Source organism: Amazonocrinis nigriterrae CENA67 (assembly GCF_016056305.1).
GTDB lineage: Bacteria > Cyanobacteriota > Cyanobacteriia > Cyanobacteriales > Nostocaceae > Amazonocrinis > Amazonocrinis nigriterrae.
The window spans coordinates 36,446-59,708 of record NZ_JAECZC010000001.1; the positions used below are offsets into that span (position 1 = coordinate 36,446).

20 protein-coding genes are annotated in these 23,263 nt (G+C 41.4%); 9 read left to right on the forward strand and 11 right to left on the reverse strand.

Features of this window, described 5'->3' with window-relative positions; translation table 11 throughout:
• Positions 1–106: 106 nt before the first annotated feature.
• A complete protein-coding gene (locus I8748_RS00150; protein ID WP_198122702.1) occupies positions 107–790 on the reverse strand; it encodes an S-layer homology domain-containing protein in 684 nt (227 codons plus the stop codon).
• A gap of 866 nt (positions 791–1,656) precedes the next feature.
• On the opposite strand from I8748_RS00150, the gene I8748_RS00155 reads away from it, so the two are divergent.
• The gene (locus I8748_RS00155; RefSeq protein ID WP_198122703.1) at positions 1,657–2,250 is read left to right on the forward strand and encodes a PEP-CTERM sorting domain-containing protein; all 594 of its coding nucleotides are present in this window, start codon (positions 1,657–1,659) and stop codon (positions 2,248–2,250) included.
• Between the two features lie 337 nt (positions 2,251–2,587).
• On the opposite strand, the gene I8748_RS00160 is transcribed toward I8748_RS00155, so the two are convergent.
• Positions 2,588–3,997, reverse strand: coding sequence for a glycosyltransferase (locus I8748_RS00160; protein ID WP_198122704.1), 1,410 nt, complete (start codon positions 3,995–3,997; stop codon positions 2,588–2,590).
• 606 nt (positions 3,998–4,603) lie between these two features.
• On the opposite strand from I8748_RS00160, the gene ebsA reads away from it, so the two are divergent.
• The 4 genes from ebsA to I8748_RS00180 all read left to right on the forward strand — a co-directional run bounded on the left by ebsA (position 4,604) and on the right by I8748_RS00180 (position 7,981).
• On the forward strand, positions 4,604–4,978 hold the full coding sequence (gene ebsA / locus I8748_RS00165) for a type IV pilus biogenesis protein EbsA (protein WP_096557614.1): 375 nt from the start codon (positions 4,604–4,606) through the stop codon (positions 4,976–4,978).
• Between the two features lie 334 nt (positions 4,979–5,312).
• Positions 5,313–6,407, forward strand: a complete 1,095-nt coding sequence (locus I8748_RS00170; protein ID WP_198122705.1) for a phosphotransacetylase family protein — start codon at positions 5,313–5,315, stop codon at positions 6,405–6,407.
• Between the two features lie 240 nt (positions 6,408–6,647).
• Positions 6,648–7,151 carry a DNA recombination-mediator protein A gene (locus I8748_RS00175; protein WP_096557616.1) on the forward strand — a complete coding sequence of 168 codons (504 nt, stop codon included), beginning with the start codon at positions 6,648–6,650 and terminating at the stop codon, positions 7,149–7,151.
• A gap of 338 nt (positions 7,152–7,489) precedes the next feature.
• Entirely contained in the window at positions 7,490–7,981 is a 492-nt protein-coding gene (locus tag I8748_RS00180) for a YajQ family cyclic di-GMP-binding protein (RefSeq protein WP_198122706.1), read from the forward strand.
• Between the two features lie 118 nt (positions 7,982–8,099).
• On the opposite strand, the gene I8748_RS00185 is transcribed toward I8748_RS00180, so the two are convergent.
• Positions 8,100–8,657: a glutathione S-transferase family protein gene (locus tag I8748_RS00185; RefSeq protein ID WP_198122707.1), complete on the reverse strand. Its 558-nt coding sequence runs from the start codon at positions 8,655–8,657 to the stop codon at positions 8,100–8,102.
• Between the two features lie 12 nt (positions 8,658–8,669).
• The gene (locus I8748_RS00190) at positions 8,670–9,137 is read right to left on the reverse strand and encodes a hypothetical protein (protein WP_198122708.1); all 468 of its coding nucleotides are present in this window, start codon (positions 9,135–9,137) and stop codon (positions 8,670–8,672) included.
• A 533-nt stretch (positions 9,138–9,670) separates the two neighbouring features.
• Here I8748_RS00190 and I8748_RS00195 point away from each other — a divergent pair.
• Positions 9,671–10,381 carry a tetratricopeptide repeat protein gene (locus I8748_RS00195; RefSeq protein WP_198122709.1) on the forward strand — a complete coding sequence of 237 codons (711 nt, stop codon included), beginning with the start codon at positions 9,671–9,673 and terminating at the stop codon, positions 10,379–10,381.
• A 568-nt stretch (positions 10,382–10,949) separates the two neighbouring features.
• Here I8748_RS00195 and I8748_RS00200 read toward each other — a convergent pair.
• Together I8748_RS00200 and psaM are read right to left on the reverse strand one after the other, a co-directional pair.
• Positions 10,950–11,360, reverse strand: a complete 411-nt coding sequence (locus I8748_RS00200) for a slr1601 family putative cell division protein (RefSeq protein WP_198122710.1) — start codon at positions 11,358–11,360, stop codon at positions 10,950–10,952.
• A 703-nt stretch (positions 11,361–12,063) separates the two neighbouring features.
• Positions 12,064–12,183 carry a photosystem I reaction center subunit XII gene (gene psaM, locus I8748_RS00205; RefSeq protein ID WP_096557621.1) on the reverse strand — a complete coding sequence of 40 codons (120 nt, stop codon included), beginning with the start codon at positions 12,181–12,183 and terminating at the stop codon, positions 12,064–12,066.
• Positions 12,184–12,337: 154 nt separating this feature from the next.
• Here psaM and I8748_RS00210 point away from each other — a divergent pair, with 154 nt between their 5' ends.
• The gene (locus I8748_RS00210; RefSeq protein WP_198122712.1) at positions 12,338–13,579 is read left to right on the forward strand and encodes an FGGY-family carbohydrate kinase; all 1,242 of its coding nucleotides are present in this window, start codon (positions 12,338–12,340) and stop codon (positions 13,577–13,579) included.
• A gap of 169 nt (positions 13,580–13,748) precedes the next feature.
• Here the strand turns inward: I8748_RS00210 and I8748_RS00215 are convergent, their stop codons facing one another.
• From I8748_RS00215 to I8748_RS00225, 3 genes are read right to left on the reverse strand one after another with little or no spacing between them, the layout of a single operon-like run.
• On the reverse strand, positions 13,749–14,720 hold the full coding sequence (locus I8748_RS00215; protein WP_198122713.1) for an N-acetylglucosamine kinase: 972 nt from the start codon (positions 14,718–14,720) through the stop codon (positions 13,749–13,751).
• Positions 14,721–14,745: 25 nt separating this feature from the next.
• Positions 14,746–16,020 carry an MFS transporter gene (locus I8748_RS00220; RefSeq protein WP_198122714.1) on the reverse strand — a complete coding sequence of 425 codons (1,275 nt, stop codon included), beginning with the start codon at positions 16,018–16,020 and terminating at the stop codon, positions 14,746–14,748.
• Positions 16,021–16,063: 43 nt separating this feature from the next.
• A complete protein-coding gene (locus tag I8748_RS00225; RefSeq protein ID WP_198122715.1) occupies positions 16,064–16,489 on the reverse strand; it encodes a GxxExxY protein in 426 nt (141 codons plus the stop codon).
• Between the two features lie 62 nt (positions 16,490–16,551).
• On the opposite strand from I8748_RS00225, the gene I8748_RS00230 reads away from it, so the two are divergent.
• Together I8748_RS00230 and I8748_RS00235 are read left to right on the forward strand one after the other, a co-directional pair.
• The gene (locus I8748_RS00230; protein ID WP_198122716.1) at positions 16,552–19,563 is read left to right on the forward strand and encodes a valine--tRNA ligase; all 3,012 of its coding nucleotides are present in this window, start codon (positions 16,552–16,554) and stop codon (positions 19,561–19,563) included.
• Positions 19,564–19,728: 165 nt separating this feature from the next.
• Positions 19,729–20,169 carry a hypothetical protein gene (locus I8748_RS00235; RefSeq protein WP_198122717.1) on the forward strand — a complete coding sequence of 147 codons (441 nt, stop codon included), beginning with the start codon at positions 19,729–19,731 and terminating at the stop codon, positions 20,167–20,169.
• Between the two features lie 219 nt (positions 20,170–20,388).
• Here I8748_RS00235 and I8748_RS00240 read toward each other — a convergent pair whose 3' ends face one another.
• Positions 20,389–20,718 (reverse strand): hypothetical protein, encoded by a 330-nt coding sequence (locus I8748_RS00240; protein ID WP_198122718.1) that lies wholly within the window; start codon positions 20,716–20,718, stop codon positions 20,389–20,391.
• Positions 20,719–20,902: 184 nt separating this feature from the next.
• Positions 20,903–22,942, reverse strand: a complete 2,040-nt coding sequence (locus tag I8748_RS00245; protein ID WP_198122719.1) for an ABC1 kinase family protein — start codon at positions 22,940–22,942, stop codon at positions 20,903–20,905.
• Positions 22,943–23,263 lie beyond the last annotated feature (321 nt).

Consider the following 23,263-nt stretch of genomic DNA (forward strand, 5'->3'; position numbering starts at 1 on the left):
TAATTTATTACTATCACCCCTTCTCTATTTTCCATATTTTATTGGTCAGTAACATGATGGAAATCGCAATTTCGCGTATCTCAGCTAAATAAACTCAGGTAATTACTTAAGGAGATACTGTGCTATCAGGAACAGCGGGGACTTCTGGTGTCTCTGGTTGTTGTTGCTGTCTTTGCAAATATTTACTCAACACATAAGCCATATCTCCACGGGTCATTGGTCGTAATGGGGAAATATTATTTTGGGCATCTGTATTGATAAAATTTTCGGAAACTACTGTGGCGATCGCTTTTCTAGCCCAGGTGGGAATCGATGCTGCATCTGGATATGGAGCAAGAGTTTCATTAACAGTTTCATCAGAAAATTGAAATACACCATAAGCTTGGGCAAAGATTGCTAAAGCTTCTGCCCTTGTCACTTTTTGATTTGGAAAAAACAAATTACCTCGGTAGCCTTTCATGATCTGAGTTTTTAAAACTATCTGAATATCCTGAAATGCCCAATATGATGATGGTACATCTGGTACAGATATCAGTTTTTCCTGTTGAGCTGCTTCTCGTTGATCTAGGCGAAATGCTTTCACTAAAATTGAGGCTAATTCGGCACGACTGATCACTTTTTCTGGATAAAAATTGCCATCAGGTGAATTGCTCATCAACTTGGCTGTAATTACCTGTTGAATTGCTTCAGAGGACACTCCTGAGCTTTGTTCTGGCACACTAGCTCGAACAATTGTAGGAAAGTTTTGCAGTAGTGCTACTAAAGATAGAGTAATTGAAAGTTGACGCATTCCCATAATCAATTTTAGCTGCTACCTGTGAATAGAAAACTGGACGAATTTAGGCTTGGCAATGTTGCATATTAATAAGGGAATTGGTGAGCCAGCATGGTCTTGGGGGAGAACCCCCAATTCCCACTTCCTGCGGTCGTGGGGGGCCGAGTCCCCCATAAGCGACTGGCGAACCCGAAGGGGAATAGGGAATCGGGAATGGGGATGAATAGTTTAGTATTGCCTATTTACCTTTGCTTAAAAATCGTGTTTCTAACCCCTATTTTTAGGCAGGCGATCACTTGACGGGCTTTTAAATAAAAAAATAATCAATAGCTTTAGTGAGCAGGGGGAGAAGAAATCGGATAGTTGTATTAGATGCTGGAATTGAGTAATTTAATTTTTGGATGCCCCTAACCCTGTTTTGTCACTCTGGGAAAATAAAAATCAAAACCAAATGATGAACTCTAGATAGAACGCGCATTTGAGCGTTTATTTTCTAACACAATGGATGAAATCATTGTTTTTTGATAAAAGTCTTATGATGTAAGCATTCCAGATTATTCTCTCCCGAAAGTGATAAAAGAGGGCTAATTTCGATACCCCTCATCTATTTTTGCCTCATCAATTCAGTAGAATAGTTAACTTAATATCTTAATTATTTCTAATTTCCAATAAAATTACTAATTGATAAAACTAATGTTGTTTTAACCTCTGATGAAAGAGTTATGATTCATGAACTCAACCTGCCTGACTTTGTAAAATTATTGTGAAATTTCGGATAAGATACCGTAAATAAACGTAGATAAATTACAGGAGCAAGATATTATCAAGCATGTAATATTGCATTGACAGGTTAACACTGTATTTAAGGAGAGTGGTTTTTAATGTTTATTTCCAATGTCAAAGAAAAATTGTCTATGGCTACTGTTGCACTAGCATTTCTTACTTTTGAAGCAGTGCTATCTCCAGGTCACGCGCAAGCAGCCACAATCACTTCAACTTTACCCGAATTCAGCGGAGAATACTTTGATGGGAGCGCATCATTCCCGCTATCTTCCGTTACAGTTGGTACATTTTCGTATACAATTCCATCGGGTGAACAGATTGTATCCGCATCTCTTAGTGGTACTTTCGGTAACTCAGTTGTTTCTAACAGTTCAGGTTTGAATCTTTTATTAGATGGTCTACAGGTAGCGCAGTGTATAAGATTCGATACCTGCTATTATAGTGCAACTCCAGAGGCATTTAACTTCACTTTTTCTCCTGCAGATTTATCCTTGTTGAACGATGGGTCAGCATTGCTTACAGCAATTCAGACATCAGAATATGTTATTCGTCTGGGATCAACAACTTTGACAATAGAAACAGCTTCAGTTCCCGAATCTGGAACTATCTTGGGTACATTGACAGTTGCTGGGTTTAGCTTGGCTTTGCGTCGCCGACAAAAGTGGCAACAAACAGATACCATCCAAGCTTAGGTTAATAGCTTCAAATGATACTATAGCTATGTTTAAAGAAACAGATGTATGTTGAATATTGAGTTAAAAATTCACATCTCAACACTTAACACCGTCTAGAGCTAGAGAGGGTTAGCAGCATTGGCTCTCAAAAATATTGATAATGCTGGGCTGTGGTAACTATCGGTCAAAAATTCTGTACCGGATTTGTTACTTTCGGGTTTTTGAAAGTATCTTGATGTTCTTGCTGTCTTTCATTTGTGCCAATTAATATACCAAATATAGAATAAAAAATGCAAAATTCAAAATAATCAACTTGAATTTTGCATTTTTAATTTTTAATCACCCACAAAGGCTACTATCCACTTCCTGAATGTACGGTCTTCACCCATTTCAAGCGCTTTGGTCTTACGGACATACGGGCAGTAGTACTGCTCATCACCACTAACCAGTGCAACATATATAAACTGCCGCGTAGCGTCTGAAGCATTAATAGAAAAGTTGTAGAAAGATTGAATTTTTGGTCTTGACGTATCCGTCTTAATCCTGCAAACATGCCTACAACAGACATAGCTAAAGACAAGCTAGTTACTGGACTTAAAAGTGGTAAACGATGCCGGGCTATTGACATTAATAAATCTGGAATTGCTGCTGTGGGCAAAATATACATAGTCAGCATAAACATCAGCAAATCCCAGGTTTTGCGCGTACCCATGCGATTTTTGAGAATCAGATCCCAGTAATCTAAATAGCGCTGATAGCCGCCTTCAGCCCAACGGTTACGCTGATGCCAAAGAGCGATCGCATTTGTCACGCCTTCTTCCTGCACTGCTGGGTAAAATGTACACTCAATATCCCATTTATCGAGATGTAGACGGAAAGTTATATCCAAATCATCGGTGATGGTTTCTTCATTCCACCCGCCGCAACTTTCCAAAGCTGTGCGTCTGACAAATTGACCATTCCCGCGCAGTTCGCCAGTTCCACTAATAGCAATGCGCTGTTGCTGGAACCATGTATCTAACGCCATTTCTGCCATTTGACCCTTAGTCCAGAAATTTTCTTTGGCGTTGGCGATCGCTTTTCGTACCTGCACCGCCCCTACATTTTTGCGTTGAAATAAAGGTACTACTTGTAACAGTAAATCTGATGAGATTTGAGCATCAGCATCGAAAACTGCTATCACTTCCCCTTTAGTCAGCGGTAAAACCTCATTCAACGCTCCCGACTTCCCGCCAGTAGCTTGTGCAGAACGCCTGAAAACCTTCAGTTGCTTGTATTCCTGCGCTAGTTCTGCTAACAACTGCGGTGTCTTATCGGTACTGTAATCGTCAATTATCCATACCTCGTACTGCCCACCTGGATATTCCAGACTACAAAGGCTCTTGACTAATCTACCAATTACTGCTTCTTCATTTTTGGCTGCTACCAAAACAGATACAGAGGGTAATTCGCCCTGCACTTCTTTGTGATAGTGGCGGGGTCTAGCAAACACAACCTCTAAGGCGTGAAATCCTAGTAAGGCTGTGAGTGCAAGTACGAATATAAAACCCCAAGAAGCTAAATGTAGGGCGATCGTGCCACTCCAGACTATGGTTAAAACCAAAGCAGCTTTGCGTCTACGTCCTTGAAACCGTGATGGTAGAGACATATTTTGTGTCTCTACAACTGACTCCTCATCTTCATCGGCCGATAGGTCGGACAACAATGAGTTAAGTGGGTCAAGCTCGTCGTAATAATCGTTTTCGGGCCAGGAATTCGCTGGCATAGGTTACTTGATTTAAAAAGCAGTATTTTTATACACCCTAAAGATGCTGGGAATTTCCCAATACTAAACTGTGCAGCCTTCACACACTTTTATCAAACCCAGAATTGACAGTTATATTTTAAGTTTTGTGACGAAATATTAAGTTTCGTCAACTTAGCCATAAATCACAACTCTGGATTGGGCAAAGTGATAGTCAGCAAGCAACAGCCAGGTGTTGAGATCAATCACAATAACAGCGCTAACCGCCTTATAACAGGGATTTTCGATGTTATTGCCCCAGCTTTAATAAAAGCCAATGCAGCCTTATTGTAACCGACATTTTAATATTTCTTAGCAGAACTTTAGTCAGTGGTCAGTGGTCAGTGGTCAGTGGTCAGTGGTCATTAGTCAGTGGTCATTAGTCAGTGGTCAGTGGTCAGTGGTCAGTGGTCAGTGGTCATTAGTCAAGAGTTATTTTCTTCATCCCCTCATCTTTCCATCTCCCCTGCTCCCCTGCCCCCCTGCCCCCATCTCCCTCACAACATGTGCTTCACCCCTATTTTCTGGGAATACTATTCACATCCACTAATATCCCCAGTTGTCAACTAACTTGAGGAATATTCAAAGATGACTTTTGAGCAACTCCAGCCTGCTACTACTCAACAAGCAAGCGTTTACTTACCTTACATTCAGGGTACGAAGCGCAATTTCTTGCCCTATGCCATTAGTCTTTATCAAAAAGGCGTTTTGGAAGGACACCGCAAAATAGAAGCAAGTGACAATATTCCCTTTGTCGCCTCTTGGAATGTTGCTACTTTACCTTCAGACCTAACGCGTTGCCGGATGCAGTTTGATGGCAATGCTGACCTGAGTTATGAAGTGATGATGGCAAGTTTTGAGTTTATAGTTTTTTTAATTGAACTTATGGAAAACTATAAGCGCTATCGCGTGACTGATTTTTCTCAAACTTTCTACCGCAAGTTGCTGCGTATAGACGAATAAATCAGTTTGCTCAAATTTTAGGGTATGTAAGTGTAGGGGTATGAAGGTTAATTATTCTCACATACCTTTACACCACTGCTTACAGGCTTGTAGGGATTGAATAACCTACATACTCTAGCCTCAGTCTGAAAATATTAAAAGCGATATTTTAGATACCATTTGATTAGCAATTGCATGGTAAAAATATGTATTACACAAGATAATTATATTACCTAAAAAACTGTTTTATTGGGAAAACACTGCTCCTTGAGAGTGTAAGGCTTCTGCCAGAACAAACTAAAATTAGGAAACACCTAGCTGGGTTTTACTTCCTTTTGAAATTAGGAGTGCATGTGTGCCAAAATCTGCTAAATATTTGCTGATTGGCTCAACCGAGGCTTACAGTGGTAAATCCGCAACTGTTCTAGGTTTGTCTCATCAGCTACAGCAAAAAGGACTGGATATTAGCTATGGCAAACCGCTAGGCACTTCTTTTAGTGCGTCTGGCAAAACCGTAGTTGAGGAAGATGTCCAGTTTATTACTAATAGTCTCAATTTGTCAGTAAACCGCGTTGCACCAACGATGCTAGCTTTGAATGAAGCCAGTGTGCAAAAACGTTTAAGCGGCGAAGATAAAATTGATTATCGACAGTCCCTAGTACAGCAATATTTGCCAATTTCCCAAGGAGATTTAGTATTGCTAGAGGGGCCTGGTGATTTAGCAGAAGGCAATCTGTTTGATTTGTCTTTGCTGCAAATAACTGAAGTATTAGACGCTGCTGTGTTGTTGGTAACCCGATACAACTCGCTTTTGTCTGTTGAGGCTTTATTGTCTGCTAAGCAGCGTGTGGGCGATCGCTTGATTGGTGTTGTGATCAATGATATTCCCGCTGAACAAATCGAAGCAGTTAACAACCTCTTACGCCCGTTTTTGGAACAGCGAGGTATTGCCGTACTGGCAACGCTGCCAAAAAGTGACTTACTCCGTAGTGTCAGCGTTGGTGAACTCGTAAAGCAATTAAATGCGGAAGTTCTCTGTCGTAGCGATCGCTTGGATTTGTTGGTAGAAAGTTTGGCAATTGGAGCGATGAATGTGAATGCTGCTGTCAAGTATTTCCGCAAACGCCGGAATATGGCAGTAGTCACAGGAGGCGATCGTGTGGAAATTCAGCAAGCTGCATTGGAAACTTCCACCCAATGCCTGATTCTCACCGGACAATTACCACCTCCCCAATTCATTCTCAGTCGTGCTGAAGAACTAGAAATTCCCATTTTGTCGGTTGACTTAGATACCTTGACCACCGTGGAAATTGTTGACCGTACTTTTGGTCAAGTGCGTGTTCATGAGCCAATTAAAGTTCAGTGTATTCGCCAGTTAATGACAGAGCATTTTGACATTGACCGCCTTTTATCTAAACTAGGCTTAACTCCTGCAAATGCTTTACCTTAGCCTCATCGACTCAAACTAAGCATAAATCCTCGGCGACCAATAGAAAGGCTGTGTTGCTAGCGAGAGTAAAGATAGTTCGCTGTCACCTCCTAGGCGACAGCGCACTGTTACTGTGTGTTGAACAAAACATACTAAACTTAAATTCGTAGAATATTGTTACAATGTCTAACTCAGGTTCGCTTCGCAACTACACTCTGTTTGGTAAAATATCTGGGTCGTTTAATCTGATTACGTCCATCTTTGAGCCAGTCAATAGACCTCATCAACCTCGACACATTAGCGCAAGAACTGGCGACAATCCAGCAAACAGGTTCTAAACGAATTGCCTTGCTGGGTTCGCGTCATGTGCCAATTACGCATCAGAATCTGATTGAAATGATGACCTATGCCCTAGTTTTAACAGGCAATCGGATCATCACCTCTGGAGCTACGGGTACTAATTCAGCTGCTATCAAGGGAGCAATGCGCGCTGACCCCAATTTGTTGACAGTGATTCTACCCCAAAGTTTGGAACGCCAACCTTATGAATCGCGCCAGCAACTAGAACAAGTTATGCATCTAGTGGAAAATCCCGGTAATGATAGTCTGTCCCTTGCGGAAGCTAGTTACCTGTGTAATAAGGAGATTGTCTCCCGCTGTCAGCAACTGATTTGCTTTGCGTTTCATGACAGTCGCACCCTACTACAAACTTGTGGAGATGCAGAAGAACAAAGAAAAGTGGTGACACTTTTTTACTTTGATTAGTTAAAAGTCGATAGTCAATAGTCAAAAATTTAGAGTAGGGTAGCAGCTTATCGTCGGGCATCGCCTTTGTTATGGCTGGTTTGCTATACTCAATTTTTTATATTGTGAATATTTGGCATTGGCTCCCAAGGCTAGTGCCAGTCTCAGCCTCTGAGCATCGTAGAAACCTGAAATACGGTAAGCTGACCCAAGCCACTAGTTAATTGGGAACTGGGGAACTCAACGTCCCCTCTGGGGTAATGGTGTACTGGGAACCGAAAGCTAGAAATTGGGACTATCCTCAACACCTAGTTTTTATCCCTAATTCAAAATCCAACATCTCAAATCCAACATTTTTTATGGCCTCTACTTATTCCTTTGACATAGTAAGTGACTTTGATCGACAAGAACTGGTTAACGCCGTCGATCAAGTTGTGCGAGACATCAAAAGTCGTTACGACCTCAAAGATACTCAAACGAATGTCGAGTTAGGTGAAAACAGCATTACTGTTAGTACTGACAGTGAGTTTACCTTAGAGTCTGTTCACACTATCCTGCGGGAAAAAGCCGCCAAGCGTAACCTCTCCCAGAAACTTTTTGAGTTTGGTAAAGTGGAATCAGCCAGCGGTAACCGTGTGCGTCAAGAAATCACGCTCAAAAAAGGCATTAGTCAGGAAATTGGTAAACAAATTTCCAAATTAATCCGCGATGAATTCAAAAAAGTGCAAGCCTCTATTCAAGGTGATGCTGTACGAGTCACAGCCAAATCTAAAGATGACTTGCAAACTGTCATCCAACGTTTGAAGCAAGAAGATTACCCTGTTGCTTTGCAATTTACAAACTATCGTTAGAAAATTTGTAGGGTGGGCAATGCCCACCCTACGCCATTATTAGAAGCAAGAAATGAGAGAAGAAATCATAAAATTTGGTGAATTGTAGAGAATGGTCACCATTTTTTATTAACCCTCATTAAGACCGTTTTCCAATAGCTTTTTGAAAAGCTGGTCTTTCAGACACTCGCTTCATATAATTCAACACTTCTGGATAGGAGCTAAGGTCTAGCTTGAGTAAGAGGGGAATGTAACTCAGGATAGAACCTACTGCGACATCAGCGACACTGAATTCTTCTCCCAATAAAAAAGGTTGCTGCTGGAAAATTTCATTCAGGGTAGTCAATAAGCGAGGCATTTCCCGCTCTCGATTTGCTTCTACAAAAATTCCTGGGCCGAGGGTAGCATTGGCAAATAGTACCCACTGGGAAAGTTCAGCACGTTTTTCTACTGAAAGTGGGGTTTTCCCATACTTATCGGCAAGATACAGCAAAATCGCGCCTGACTCCCAAAGCTGAAAATCTCCATCAACAATTGCCGGGACTTTACCTACGGGGTTAATTTTCAGGTATTCAGGCTGGCGGTGTTCACCCGCCTGCATATCTAGCAGCACGAATTCGTAGGGAACTCCAAGTTCCTCTAAATACCACTGGACGATTGATGCACGACTACGAGCGCCGCCATAAAGTTTCAGCATAATTCTTGACAGTTAGAGAACTTTGTGGGTGTGAGAATGCTGTTTAATGTTGTCTTCTTTGGTGACCATTCTAGAAGCATTTAGCACTCGCTTACGCTCGATAGAATACTTCAAATCTGTGTAGGTTGTACCTAAAGGAATTAGGGATTTTGAAATTTCACGACGCTTGTAGGTACGAGCAGCTGCAAACACCCGTGGCACAAATTCATCACCAAATTGTGCTGACTTGGGGAAGCCATCCGGCAATAGCGGTGTCTCACCATCCAGCACAGATGCCAAAGTTGTGGCACGAGCTAGCTTATAGGAGGTAGGAATACCTTTCAACAGTGCTTCTAAAGCAGCAGAAGGAATGGGTTCTACAACTTCCACTTGATGAACTTCGCCATCTGCCTTGATGAAACAGGTTGCTAGACCCATAACTATATAATCATCAGACGCTAAATCGGGTGCATTTTGATAAGGAATTGCTGCTGTTGTCATAAGAAAATTTTTCACAACTTAAAAATTAGCTCCAAAGACTTATATAGGGGGAGACACAGCGACACAAGTTAGATGCTTAAACATTTCCTGTGTTGCCGCGTCCCTGTGTCCCCTTCTCCATCTCTAACGAACGGCTTGTTGGCATTCTACCAAGTTGTCGCTCTCACTACTTGATAGTAATTCGTAATTCATAATTCGTAATTCGTAATTGGCAGTTAGGAGTTAGAAGTTAGGAGTTAGGAGTTATCTCCCTCATCTCCCCTGCTCCCCTGCTCCCCTGCCTAATTGCACTAGTCTTGAAGATTTATTTTTACAGTTTCTGGAATTTAACCTGGGGATGACGTATCCATTAGTAGATTTAAGCATGAATATTGGTGTAGGGAAAATTTCACTGTTTACAGTGCCTAAAATTCAGTCTAAATACTTATTTAAAAGTATTTATGTACACTGGCATAATTAACATAGAAATTAAACATTATCGGTTTAAAAAACTTTAATTTGAGTTCAAAGAGCAAGTAGCTCGGGCAGGGAAGATGAATAGTCACTCATTTTTAGCTTCTGGCGACCAGCAAAATAACTGTTATCAATTTGTTCTCAAGAATACATTGCAGGCTCAAGAAGATGGGACTAATGGTAGCTGTGAATCTGTTTTAGGTGACAGCTACTTACGCTCTTGCGCTTTAAGGTTAGCTCAACAAGGAGATTATACTGAGGCGATCGCACTCTTAAATCAACTAGTTAACCGCCATCCGCAAAATGCAGTTGACTATAACAACCGAGGATTGATTTATTTTCAAAGTGGTGAAGTGCAAAAAGCTTTGCATGACTATAACACCGCTCTACAACTTAACCCTAACTTGGCAAGTGCGTATAACAATCGGGCGAATTACTATGCAGCCTGTGGAGAATTAGCAGCAGCACTTGCCGATTATGACCGAGCCATTGATTTGCATCCTAGTCATGTGCGGGCGTGGATTAACCGAGGTATTACCTTGCGTGATTTGGGACAATATGAGGAAGCAATTGATAATTTTGAGGTAGCACTGCTTTTTGGTCAGCTAGAAGGTCATATTTGGGCTGAACGCGGCAGAACTTATCATCTTTGGGGTGATTGGAATTGTGCGATCGCTGATTATCATCGCGCCCTCACTCAGCTACCCTCCCTCAATCATAAAAGAGATATTGCTGGTTGCCGTTTGCGTTTACAAATCGAAAATTGGCTAAATGAGTTGCTCTCTCACTAAAGCAAAAAGAGCAGGGGTGATGGGGTGATGGGGTGATCGGGAGATAATTCCTGAGCAACGCCAGTCTGGTCAAGTCGGAGGCTAGCTCTACACTGTGGGTTCGCCTAACAGCAAACCCGCAGGATACCACAGAGGACGCAGAGGACACGGTGAGACAGCGCTCTTGGTAGGATTAGCCCAACCCAGGCGACTGCGATCTTCGCAAGCGTTGGGCGAGAAGCGCGAGCGTCACCCAAGGGAGGAATGAGGGTTTGAGAGGTTTTTTGCGTAAGTCCTATTAAATTTTGATAGGGAATTGGAAATGCAAAACCCAAAAAGATAATTTTGAATTTTAAATTTTTAATTGAAATAGTTCGTCAATAATTATACAAATTTGAGCCATGATTACTACAGATGGCACGCCCAAACGCTTATCTCATAACTCTTTCACAATCTAAAATCTAAAATCCAAAATACTATTAGCTATTAACTATTGGCTGTTAATACTATGCATAAAAATAAAGCATCTGTACGCAACCACGCCAGCGAAGCACTTCAATCATTGCCAATTCCCAATTTCATATTTTCTTTAGGGTAATAACTTGGAAGCTTCGACCTCCTTGCCATCCTGATTGATCAACACAACGGGACGCTGGTTAGGTTCAAATCGATATCCTTGTTGTTCCATAATACTTTTAGTTTGTTGCGGATCGAAATTACGGCTAAATTCCGCTTGTAAAATATTAACGCGTCCTTCCATCAGCTTGACTTCAGTACGGATTTCTCGCAATTTTTCTTGTTGTGACCAGTGATAAGGCAAAAGTTGCGTTAAAGCAGATACTGCTGCTGCTGAGATTGCAACATTGACCGCTATCTTTGCTGTAGTTTCCAGTGCCATCACCCGATAAGAACGTTGGCGAAGATGCCGCTTTGGTCGAGGAACTACCCGACGTTTTTGTATAGGTTGTAACGGGGGTCTAGAGGGTTGAATCGCGTTCATGATACTAAAGAGGAACTCGCTGATTGAATGGAGACATCGTAAAAAGCTGGCTAATGCTGATTACGGCTTGATTTAGCTGTCATATTACTTCATTTTTTGGAAATTGCTACACGTATGCTAAAAGTCAAAAAACAATGAAACATACGTAAGTATCTGGTTTTCGATAGATTCTGGTATCCAGTCACCAGCCTCTGGAAACTGCACCTAGTCTGCCAGGATTATTAGTCTTTTACGACTTTATGTCAATTCCAAATTTTTATCTTTATTGTGAATCACAAGCTGCTGTAATCAGAATATCGAGTATTTTTCCTTTTTTGGCAAATTATAAGGAAAGCAAGAGCGAAACTCACGTCACAGGAGAGTTTCGGAGATTTTTAGTAGATGAATGAATTAATGTTCTAACTGTGTTGAGAGCTACATCACTCTTTACTTGCGTAAATTACTGCTGATTTGGTCAGTGTCAATATGCTTTAGCTTTGTTTGCTTTGATTAAGCTACGGTTTTTTCTATTGAATTAGTTAAATCTTATACTTAAATATTTAAGAGTAAATTAAGTATTAGAATATCAGGGCGAATGATTGAGCTTGTGTCTACCGTATTACATTGATTGTATTATGAAGACAACAACCAGGCTTAGCCTGATTGTTGTTTTTAGAGTGTGGCGGTTCCTAATAAGATCCGCTCACCATGCGATCGCGCGGTGTTATTTGTAAAGTTCTGTTGCTAGACGCCAAGCCAGAACACCTGGAATCAGCGCCACAACCAAAGCAATGTACACTTGAGTGTCTGATATAGAGGTAGCGAGCAACAGCGCGTTTGACATGAGCATGGATGAAAACCTCCTAACTGGAATAGATTTTAAGTAGTTCGTTTACTACTTTTCACTGTTTTTAAAGATAGGGGAACTATCTTGTTACAAGATGCAACATAAGCAGGGATTAGGTAGTAAAACTGATGACTGATGACTGGATGAAACTATGGCTTTTTACCTGGGGATCGACTTTGGTACTTCTGGCGCACGCGGTATCGTGATTGATGAGGCAGGTGGCATCCAAGCACAAGTGCGATATCCTGGTAAGATGTTAGCGGCATATCAATGGAATTCTGCTTTATGGAGCTTATTAGCAGAAATTTCTGAGGAATTGCGGCGAGAGATTCAAGCGATCGCTATCAATGGTACTTCTTCCACTGTCTTGTTGTGTGATGCAGCTGGCAAGCCTGTAGATGCACCTTTATTTTATAACGATGGGCGGGGATCAGTGGTGCTAGATCAGTTGAAAACTGTAGCGCCACCCAATCATACTGTATTAACTGCTACTTCCAGCATTGCCAAACTTCTGTGGATGTCACAGCAACCATTTTTTGCAGAAGCCAAATATTTCATGCATCAAGCCGATTGGTTAGCGTTTTTGCTGCATGGAAAATTGGGTATTAGCGATTACCACAATGCTTTAAAGCTGGGTTATGACGTGGAAGAAGTGAAATACCCAAAATGGCTGGAAAAACTGCAAATAGCGATACATTTACCTCAAGTTCTATCTCCTGGCACTCCTATTGCTGAAATTCGGCGTGAGGTTGCAGATGAGTTTCATTTTCGCCGTGATTGTCTCATATGTGCTGGTACTACTGATAGTATTGCTGCTTTTCTTGCCAGTGGTGCAAAATTGCCTGGGGAAGCCGTGACTTCCCTTGGTTCAACTTTGGTACTGAAGCTATTGAGTCGCAAGCGCTTGGAGGATGCGCGATATGGAATTTACAGCCATCGCTTGGGTGATTTGTGGCTGACTGGTGGTGCGTCTAATACTGGGGGTGCGGTGTTACGGAAATTTTTTACAGATGCAGAGTTAGCAAGCCTGAGTAGCGAGATTGATGCAGCAAAAGTTAGCGAGTTAGATTATTATCCCTTGTTGCAGGCAGGCGATCGCTTTCCCATTAACGATCCTCATCTAGCGCCACGTTTGGAACCACGCCCGGATAATCCTGTAGAATTTTTGCATGGTTTGTTAGAAAGCATTGCTCGCATAGAAGCACATGGCTATGAATTATTACAGCAAATGGGGGCTGATAAGTTAACTTTTGTTTACACAGCTGGCGGTGGTGCTGCGAATGATACTTGGACTGGTATTCGTCAACGATATTTAAAAGTACCTGTGGTTTCGTCAGTGAATACAGAAGCCGCATACGGGACGGCGTTGTTAGCGATGCGAGGAAGTAATTAAATAAACGAACCGCCCTTCGGGTTCAGCAGTTCGCAATCGACGCAAAGCGCCAAGACTGCGATTGCTTCACCAAGACGCAGAGAACGCAGAGAGGGTTTAGGAGAGAAAAAGGTTTTTTAAGAAGGTTTGACCTGCGCGATCGAGGTTATCATTGAGGGCAAAGCAGAGGCTAATGCGCTTCCCCTACTAACTTCCGCAACGCTAATAAACCAGCACCATAAGCAGGTTCATACCTGGGAAAAATCACCTTTATTCTAGGAAACTTCTTGATAAGGGATACTGCAAATCTCTCTTGAATTTTGGATTTACCTTGCCAGACACTTCCTGTTGTGACAACTTCAATAACTGAGTCAGAACTAAAAATTGCATCAACTACTGTAGATGTAGCTTTTACTAATTCTTTTACAGCATCGTCAATAATGTTATTGGCTACTTCATCTCCTTCTGCTGCTGCTAAATCTACAATTGGTGCTAAAGCAGCTATTTCTTTAACTCCCAAATTTTGCCGATAGATTACCTCTATCAAATCTTCTATAATCGCTAAACTAAAATGCTGTCTAAAACTTTCGATCAAACTCGTTGACATTTCACGTCCATCATAAGATTTTAATGCCGCTTGCATCCCAGCAATAGCAATTTTATAAGCACTACCTTCATCTCCTAAAATATAACCCCAGCCACCAACTCGCTTTGTCTGTCCTTGATGATTTCGTCCGAAAACTATAGAACCTGTACCAGCAGCAACTACAATTCCTACAGTATGACCAATACCACCAACTAAAGCAATTAAAGCATCATGACAGATTACAATATTAGATTCAGGTAATGTCCAATTAATCGGTAATTCTTTATTATTTTGTAACTGATTTAATAACAGTTTTACTACTGTAATATCTTCAGGACGGCTTACACCTGCTAAACCTAAACAAATCGCGCTAATGTTAACAGGCTTAGTTAAATTTTGTGCATTATCTACTGCAACCTGAATGGCAGATTGAATTGCTTGCAGAGTAGCTTCAATACCGATACTTTGATAATTAGATGCACCTGCTACACCACGACCTAAAACTTGATGTGTATCATCCATGAGGATACAAACAGTTTTGCTACCGCCGCCATCGATACCTAAAACGTAACTCATAAAGAATTACAAATATTTGTTTTGATTAATTTGAAGATTGATTAACTGGTTCTTTTAAAGGAATAAAAAATAAAGTAATCATTCCGGGGATAGTGAGCAAACAAACCAAGACAAAAAATAAGGGGTATCCTACTGCTTTTTGAATACTACCACTAATCGCTCCTGGCAACATCAGCCCTAATGCCATTAAACCCGTTGATATGGCATAATGAGAAGTTTTATATTCGCCTTTGCAAATATACATTAAATAAACGCTAAAAGCTGTAAAACCAAGACCATAACCAAATTGTTCTAAAGAAACTAAAGGATAAACCAATGTAAGTGATGGTTTAGAGTAAGCCATATATACATAAAATATATCGGGTAAGTTTAAAGCTAAAGCCATTGGTAACAGGCATTTTTTCAAGCCATATTTAGAAATTAAGACTCCACCTAAAATACCACCGATAATTAAAGAAAGTACGCCAAAAGTACCGTATATCCAGCCAAATTCCTCAGTTGATATACCTAAGCCTCCTTTTTCTACTTGGTCTAATAAAAATAAAGATGCTATTTTAAGCAGCATTGCTTCGCCTAATCTGTAGAGTAAGATAAATGCTAAGATGGCTCCTATTTTTTCTTGTTGAAAATAGCTGCTAATGACAATCCAAAAAGGTATTTTTTTGGCTTGTGCTTCTGGCTGACGTGGGGTATCTGACTCTGGCCAAGGTAAAATGAAGCGATGAAAAATAAAAAGTATTGCAAATATGATGGCAGAAAAGGCGATCGCTATAGTCCAACTTAAGGAAATATTGTTGAGATTTTTTTCTAAGCGTCCTGCTAAAACTACTAAAAAACCACTGCCAAACAATACAGCAAGTCGATAAAATAGTGAACGAATGCCAATAAAAAATGCTTGTTGTTCTGGATTTAAAGCCAACATGTAATAACCGTCGGTGGCGATGTCATAAGTGGCTGAAATAAATGCTCCGACTGTCAAAGCTGCTAGGGAGATGAAAAAGAAGTTGGGTAGTTGTAGAGATAAGGCTACTAAACTTAAGCAACAAAACATGGCAAATTGAGTTAAAAGTATCCATGTTCGTTTTGTTGAGTAAATATCTACAAGTGGGCCCCAAAACATTTTGATTACCCAAGGGAGATAGAGGAAGCTTGTCCAGGCGGTTATTTGTTCGTTATCTATGCCTAGTTTTTTGTAGAAGATGACGGAAACTGTGCTGATGATGACGTTGGGAACGCCTTCTGCAAAGTAGAGGGTGGGGATAAACGTCCAAGGGGAAAAAGTTGTGGTTTGATGTTTCATGGATTTAACGAACCGCCAAGACGCCAAGAGCGCCAAGAGAAGATTAAGAAGAGAGGATGATGCGTTTTATGCCTTCTTTGAGGATAGGAACGTTGAAGTTGATGAGGAGGGCTAGGGGGTAATTAGTTATTTTAAGGTACGAGAGGACTTGTGCTTCGTGGATGGGGGCTAGATTCTGGACAGCTTTTAATTCCACGATTAAAGTGTTGGCAATGAAAAAATCTAATCTACCTTTGCCAACTTCATATCCTTTGTAATTGACTGTCACGCACTTCTCGCACTCATAAGCTATTCCACGCCTGGACAATTCTATAGCCAGCGCCTTCCCATACACCTCCTCCAAAAACCCTGGCCCCAACACCCGATGTACCTCAATTGCTGCACCAATGACAGTATAGGCGAGTCTATCTATCTCCTTACTTGGCTCTCTTCCCTTGGCGTTCTCTGCGTCTTGGCGGTTCGTTTCCATTAAACCCTCTCCAACCCTGTGGCAAAATTTATTAAAGTCCTTCCACAGTTAGTTTTCCCAGCATGACCGCAACCATTCCGAATCTTCCCAGTCTCTACGATCCCTTTACCACTGAAGCTAAGTGGCAAAAATTCTGGGAAGAAAATCAAGTTTACAAAGCTGACCCCAACCAAGGCGGCGAACCTTATTGCATCGTGATTCCGCCTCCTAATGTCACCGGCAGTTTGCACATGGGTCACGCTTTTGAAAGTGCGTTGATTGATGTATTAGTGCGCTACCATCGCATGAAAGGACGCAATACCCTGTGGCTACCCGGAACTGACCACGCAAGCATCGCTGTCCACACGATGCTTGAAAAGCAACTGAAGACTGAAGGTAAAACTCGCTACGAGTTGGGACGCGAACAATTCCTAGAACGCGCTAGGCAATGGAAGGCAAATTCTGAAGGAACTATTGTCAACCAGTTGCGACGCTTGGGCGTGTCGGTCGATTGGTCGCGGGAAAGGTTTACGATGGATGAGGGTTTATCAAAAGCTGTTTTGTCAGCTTTTGTTAGCCTCTATGAGGAAGGGTTAATTTATCGTGGCGAATATCTAGTAAACTGGTGTCCGGCTTCCCAGTCGGCGGTGTCTGATGTGGAGGTGGAAAACCAAGAGGTTGATGGTAATCTTTGGCATTTCCGTTATCCCCTCACCGATGGTTCTGGTTATGTGGAAGTGGCGACGACTCGACCAGAAACGATGCTGGGCGATACTGCTGTAGCAGTTAATCCTGGTGATGAAAGATATCAGCATTTAATTGGCAAGACGCTGACTCTACCAATTATGAATCGGGAAATTCCCATCATTGGTGATGAGTATGTTGACCCCAGTTTCGGTACTGGTTCTGTTAAGGTGACTCCAGCCCATGACCTGAATGATTTTGAAATGGGTAAGCGTCACAATCTGCCGTTTATTAACATCCTGAATAAGGATGGTACTCTCAACGCCAATGCTGGGGAGTTTGAGGGACAAGATCGCTTTGTCGCTAGGAAAAATGTGGTTTCTCGCTTGGAAGCTGATGGCTTTTTGGTGAAGATAGAAGATTATAAGCATACTGTTCCTTATAGCGATCGCGGTAAAGTTCCCATTGAACCCCTGCTATCTACTCAATGGTTTGTGAAAATTCGCCCGCTAGCAGATAGGGCGCTAGATTTCCTCGATGGCAAAAATTCCCCTGAGTTCGTCCCCCAACGCTGGACAAAGGTCTACCGTGATTGGTTAGTTAAACTCAAAGACTGGTGTATCTCTCGGCAACTTTGGTGGGGTCATCAAATTCCCGCTTGGTATGCTGTCAGTGAAACAGGCGGTGAAATCACCGATAACACTCCGTTTGTGGTAGCCAAGTCAACTGAGGAAGCTTGGGAAAAAGCCAAAGCACAATTTGGTGAAAATGTCCAGCTAGAACAAGACCCAGATGTATTAGATACTTGGTTTTCTTCTGGACTGTGGCCATTTTCGACTTTGGGCTGGCCGGAACAAACTCCGGATTTAACGACTTATTACCCCACAACTACGCTAGTCACTGGCTTTGATATCATCTTTTTCTGGGTTGCCAGAATGACGATGATGGCGGGACATTTTACTGGTCAAATACCATTTCAGGATGTTTACATCCACGGGTTGGTGCTGGATGAAAAAGGCCAGAAAATGTCTAAAACTAAAGGTAATGGCATTGACCCGCTGTTATTAATTGATAAATATGGTACTGATGCCCTGCGCTACACGTTAGTTAAAGAAGTGGCTGGCGCTGGTCAAGATATCCGCTTAGAATACGATCGCAAAAAAGATGAGTCACCATCGGTGGAAGCTTCCCGCAACTTTGCTAACAAGTTGTGGAATGCTGCCCGCTTTGTGATGATGAACTTGGATGGGCAAACCCCGACACAATTAGGTGAACCAATTGCCACTGAATTAAGCGATCGCTGGATTCTTTCCCGTTACCATCAAGTTGTTAAACAAACCAACAATTATATTGATAATTACGGTTTAGGGGAAGCCGCTAAGGGGCTTTATGAGTTTATTTGGGGTGATTTTTGCGACTGGTATATTGAACTTGTGAAATCTCGCCTCCAGCCAAATGCTGACCCAGCATCACGAAAAGTCGCACAACAAATTCTCGCTTACGTGTTGGAAGGGATTTTAAAATTACTTCATCCCTTTATGCCTCATATCACTGAGGAAATTTGGCAGACTCTCACCCAACAACCAGCAGATTCTTTGCAAACTTTATCTTTGCAACCTTATCCTCAAGCAGATATCAACTTGATTAATCCTGCTTTGGAAGAACAGTTTGAACTGTTAATTGGCACAATCCGCACAATTCGGAATTTACGCGCTGAGGCAGATATTAAACCAGGGGCAAAAATAACTGCAAATTTACAAACTGAAAACCCACGAGAAGAAGAAATCCTCACCGCTGGACAATCTTATATTCAAGATTTAGCCAAGGTGGAGACTTTAACCATTACTGGCGAACAAAAACAGCAAACGGTTGCTGCAAAAAAACCTCGGAAGGCTTTACAAACAGTTGGCTTAATTATCGTGGGGATTGTCTTGTTGAGGTTAGCTGTAGCTGTGGAAGATGCTGTTGATGACATTCCCATCGTCAGAGATTTCTTTGAAATAGTTGGTTTTGGTTATGCTACTTGGTTCATCACCCAAAATTTAATCACTGCTAAGGCAAGACAACAATTATGGGCAAAATTGTCCCAGCGCTTACCCAATCAGGAATTGCCGCAAATAGAATCACAACAGCCACAAACACCAGAAAAAGCCATAGCAGGTGTAATTGGTACAGTACAAGTAGTGATTCCTTTAACTGGTGGAGTTGTAGATGTTGAAAAACTAGCTGCCAAACTGCAAAAACAACTCACCAAGATAGAAGCAGAAATTAATGCCCTACGTGGTAGATTAAGCAATCCTAAGTTCGTGGAACAAGCACCTGCTAACGTAGTGCAAGCAGCGCGGGATGCTTTGGCTGAGGCTGAAAAACAAGCAGAAATTTTACGCGATCGTCTTCAAACTTTGCTGTAGAGATCATCTGCATGGTTTAGTATAGCTGCAATGGGTAATGGGAAAGTTATCAACAAACCAAAAAACATATAACTTTTCCCAATTACCCTTAACCATTTGATAATTTTCAAAAATTAAAAAAAAATTTTTAAAATTTAACTTGAATATCGGAGTACAGCCACGATCATGTTATATCTAGCCCAGGTACGTAAAAATGAATTTTTAGAACAGTACCAGTTACGCTTATTGGCACGTCAGGAAGCCGATAACATTTGGGCAATGATCCCGGAAGAAGCTTTTATTCTGCTGGGAAAAGGCAACACTATGAGTGAAAAATTACTGGTTTTAGTTGAGCTTTCTCCCGCAGGCGACATCGAAAAGCTAGAAGAAGCTACCGATTGGGTACTAAATTTGGTACAAATGTATCTTACCACTGGCATTACTCCAGATGTGATTCAGCAGGAAGTAGAGCGAGCCGAACAGTGGCGACAATCCCTAACTTTGCAAAATCAGGATTTAGCGCGTCGTTCCCTGGAATTGGAAGCCCGTCGTGAACAAATTCAAGCTTTAGAAGAAAGTATCAAACGCGACAAGAATGGTTACAAAAGAGATGATGAAGGCTGCTAGTTTGTAATTCGTAATTCGTAATTGCTAGATTACGACATATGCCATTTTGGATTTTGGATTTTGGATTTTGGATTAAAAATCACCTTCTGCGTCTAGCTTCTGTGTTCCAATTGGTATAATCCCAAGCTGAAGGATGACAGTTATCAGTCATCTGTTATCTGTCAACATGTTGTATATTTCAGCTGTTATCTGTCAACATGTTTTATATTTCAGCCAAGTTTAATCTTTTTTGGCAGTATCTTCAAAGTCTGTGACAGCGCAAGCAAACTCCCTAAAAGCTGTTTTAATCAGAACCTCTCTCATTCCCCTCTCTAGAGAAGAATTGCGTATTAGGTCTGTTAATTCTACAAATAGTAGAGAAAACATAAAACGATCTTGGCGATCAACCTGTTTCAAGCAAGATGAGATAAACTCATAAAGCTCGGTTTTTCTTGGTTTAGTTTGTTCTTCCCATATTTGCAGCGTCAATCGAAAAGTTTTCAAGCGTATCTCATTAACGTTATACAATGTGTCTTTGTAGCGAACTGATACGCGTTGAGGCAATTCCATAAGTTTTATCAGGGAGACTCAATATAAAACTTTATTCAGTTGTATTTTCATTCATCCGGAAAAGTAAAGTTTTCATAACATTGTTACAGTGCAAAGATTAATTTTGGTAACAATATCAGTGCTGCTTTGGGAAAATGCAAAATTAAAATTATTTTTTAATTTTGCATTTCTAATTTTAAATTTTCTACACTCTTGTAGACAATAATGTAGTTGCAGGCTGAGCTAACTTTGTATCTTGATTGGTATTAACTTCTTCCGCTGCTAACAATTGGCGAATCAGATGTGTTACAGCCTTTTGCACCAAGCGGTTAGTAACTTGCTGACCCAAACGCTGTACACCTGGATTTACTAATAGCTGGCTGAGTTGGGGAGCAAGTTGTATTGGGTCAAAGCCACGAGTTTCTCGGAGAATATTTAAAATCCTGGTAATATGTTCTAAAGTTTGTTGCTGTTCATCTGTGGCTGTTGGAGTTTCGTTAATTGCTGTTAAGCCTACTCTCTCACGCAGCAAGTAGGTGAAGTTATGCAAAACATTTTTACCTAAAGCATTAATGCCGTTTACCAATTCATCTACTAACTTGTCACGAATGAAAGCACCGCGTTCAGAAGATAGAAAGTCCAGACCTTGATTTAGCACCAAGTTGAAGTCGTAATCTTGATTTTTGCGGGCATTACGTAATAAGTTTTCTAGACGATTCCAACGGAATCTACCTTCTTTAAACAGCAAATCTCGTAGTGATGTTCTTAACTCAATTGCTGGGTCAGTTAACAAGCGTTTAGCAACATAAGGATAAGCTTCGCTGAGGACTTTGAAGTTAGGATCTATATAAATAGCAATACCTTCCAGCGTCACAAGGGAGCGAATAATTAAAGCGTAGTATGGAGGTACGCGGAAGGGATACTCATACATCAAAGCTGATAATTCATCGGTGATACTTTTGATATTAAGTTCCGCAACAGTAGCACCTTGAGCATCAGCAAATACTCTGGCAAAAGCTGGAATAATCGGCGTTAAATCTGTATCTGGTGTTAAGAAATCTAGTTTTACGTAGTCGTTGGCTAAACCTTCAAAGTCGCGGTTAACCACGTGAACGATCGCTTCAATTAAACCATAACGCTGAGGCGGCTTAATCTCACTCATCATGCCAAAATCGAGATAAGCCAATTTCCCATCGGTTGTGGCTAACAAGTTTCCTGGGTGGGGGTCAGCATGGAAAAATCCATGTTCTAACAACTGACGCAAGGAACATTGCACACCCACTTCAATTAAATAACGGGCATCTATGCCTTGCTCACTAATTTCTTTTGTCTGGGTTAATTTTGTCCCATTAATCCACTCCATCGTCAAGACGCGACGATTCGTATATTCCCAGTAAATTTTCGGTACGTAAATGTCCTTTATATGACCATACAACTGAAAAAAGCGCTCGGCATTTTGTCCTTCATGGATGTAATCCATCTCTTCAAAAATGCGATCGCCTAATTCATCAAGAATCCCAACTAAGTCACTCCGCACCCGTTTGACGTTTTTCTGTACCCAACCCGCAAGGCGGCGCAAAATGTACAAGTCAATGGTAATTCGTTCTCTCAAGTCGGGGCGTTGGACTTTAACGGCGACTTCTTCACCTGTATTGAGTTTACCCTTGTAGACTTGCCCCAAGGAAGCAGCAGCAATTGGCTGGGGTGAAAGTTGGACGTAAATTTCTTCTGGTGGTGCGCCTAATTCTTCTTCAATAAACTGGTAAGCAATTTCGTTAGGAAAAGGTGGTAGTTGGTCTTGTAGCCTGGTTAATTCTTCTAGATATACCGGAGGAACTAAATCCGGTCTGGTGGATAAAGCTTGTCCAATTTTGATGTAAGCAGGCCCCAACTTTGTTAGTAATTCTCGTAGCTGAATGGCTCGACGACGGTCATTTTTAACGACAATTCCCCGTCGGCTGTCCCACCACAACCCAAAAACAAACGATAGAGTCGGCCCCAAAACTGCCAAAATCCGCTGCAAAACTTGCAGGGGTCTTTTTTGGTAGTGGGCTGCTATTTCTAGGGCATTGTAGGTTATTGTCTGAAACTCGGCTTCTACCTCTAGCCCCTGCTGTCTTTGGTTTGCTAAAAGTTTTGGCGATCGCACAACCAAGCCTTGTGTACCATTTTCTGGCACTACTTCAGTAACCTGTGGTTCGCCCTCAATCAATTCGGGAGTTGGGGGAAGTGTCTTAACAATCATGAAGAAAGCCACCAGTTGGATGAATCTTGTTAAGTATTGTAACAATATGTTTACAGTCCGGCACCCTCAAGCAGTCAGAAGATTTAGCATCTTCAAAACTACAGAGGTTATTAACAGGTTTGCTACACTTAAATGGGCTTACTAGTTTAATAGTAGTAGGTATTGGTGTCTTTCTGAGTGCTGAGTGCTTTTCTAAGTGCTGAGTGCTAAGTGCTGAGTGCTGAGTATAAACCCAGTTCCTTCATTGTTCTAATCAATCAACACTGTCCTAACTTACGTGACTAAAGCTATACTAGCGCCGCAGGCGCTATTCATACTCAG

Coding starts and splice junctions, on each gene's coding strand:
- I8748_RS00150 (WP_198122702.1), bottom strand. CDS start 790: ATGCGTCAACTTTCAATTACTCTATCTTTAGTAGCACTACTGCAAAAC.
- I8748_RS00155 (WP_198122703.1), top strand. CDS start 1,657: ATGTTTATTTCCAATGTCAAAGAAAAATTGTCTATGGCTACTGTTGCA.
- I8748_RS00160 (WP_198122704.1), bottom strand. CDS start 3,997: ATGCCAGCGAATTCCTGGCCCGAAAACGATTATTACGACGAGCTTGAC.
- ebsA (WP_096557614.1), top strand. CDS start 4,604: ATGACTTTTGAGCAACTCCAGCCTGCTACTACTCAACAAGCAAGCGTT.
- I8748_RS00180 (WP_198122706.1), top strand. CDS start 7,490: ATGGCCTCTACTTATTCCTTTGACATAGTAAGTGACTTTGATCGACAA.
- I8748_RS00185 (WP_198122707.1), bottom strand. CDS start 8,657: ATGCTGAAACTTTATGGCGGCGCTCGTAGTCGTGCATCAATCGTCCAG.
- I8748_RS00190 (WP_198122708.1), bottom strand. CDS start 9,137: ATGACAACAGCAGCAATTCCTTATCAAAATGCACCCGATTTAGCGTCT.
- I8748_RS00195 (WP_198122709.1), top strand. CDS start 9,671: ATGAATAGTCACTCATTTTTAGCTTCTGGCGACCAGCAAAATAACTGT.
- I8748_RS00200 (WP_198122710.1), bottom strand. CDS start 11,360: ATGAACGCGATTCAACCCTCTAGACCCCCGTTACAACCTATACAAAAA.
- psaM (WP_096557621.1), bottom strand. CDS start 12,183: ATGTCAAACGCGCTGTTGCTCGCTACCTCTATATCAGACACTCAAGTG.
- I8748_RS00210 (WP_198122712.1), top strand. CDS start 12,338: ATGGCTTTTTACCTGGGGATCGACTTTGGTACTTCTGGCGCACGCGGT.
- I8748_RS00215 (WP_198122713.1), bottom strand. CDS start 14,720: ATGAGTTACGTTTTAGGTATCGATGGCGGCGGTAGCAAAACTGTTTGT.
- I8748_RS00220 (WP_198122714.1), bottom strand. CDS start 16,020: ATGAAACATCAAACCACAACTTTTTCCCCTTGGACGTTTATCCCCACC.
- I8748_RS00225 (WP_198122715.1), bottom strand. CDS start 16,489: ATGGAAACGAACCGCCAAGACGCAGAGAACGCCAAGGGAAGAGAGCCA.
- I8748_RS00230 (WP_198122716.1), top strand. CDS start 16,552: ATGACCGCAACCATTCCGAATCTTCCCAGTCTCTACGATCCCTTTACC.
- I8748_RS00235 (WP_198122717.1), top strand. CDS start 19,729: ATGTTATATCTAGCCCAGGTACGTAAAAATGAATTTTTAGAACAGTAC.
- I8748_RS00240 (WP_198122718.1), bottom strand. CDS start 20,718: ATGGAATTGCCTCAACGCGTATCAGTTCGCTACAAAGACACATTGTAT.
- I8748_RS00245 (WP_198122719.1), bottom strand. CDS start 22,942: ATGATTGTTAAGACACTTCCCCCAACTCCCGAATTGATTGAGGGCGAA.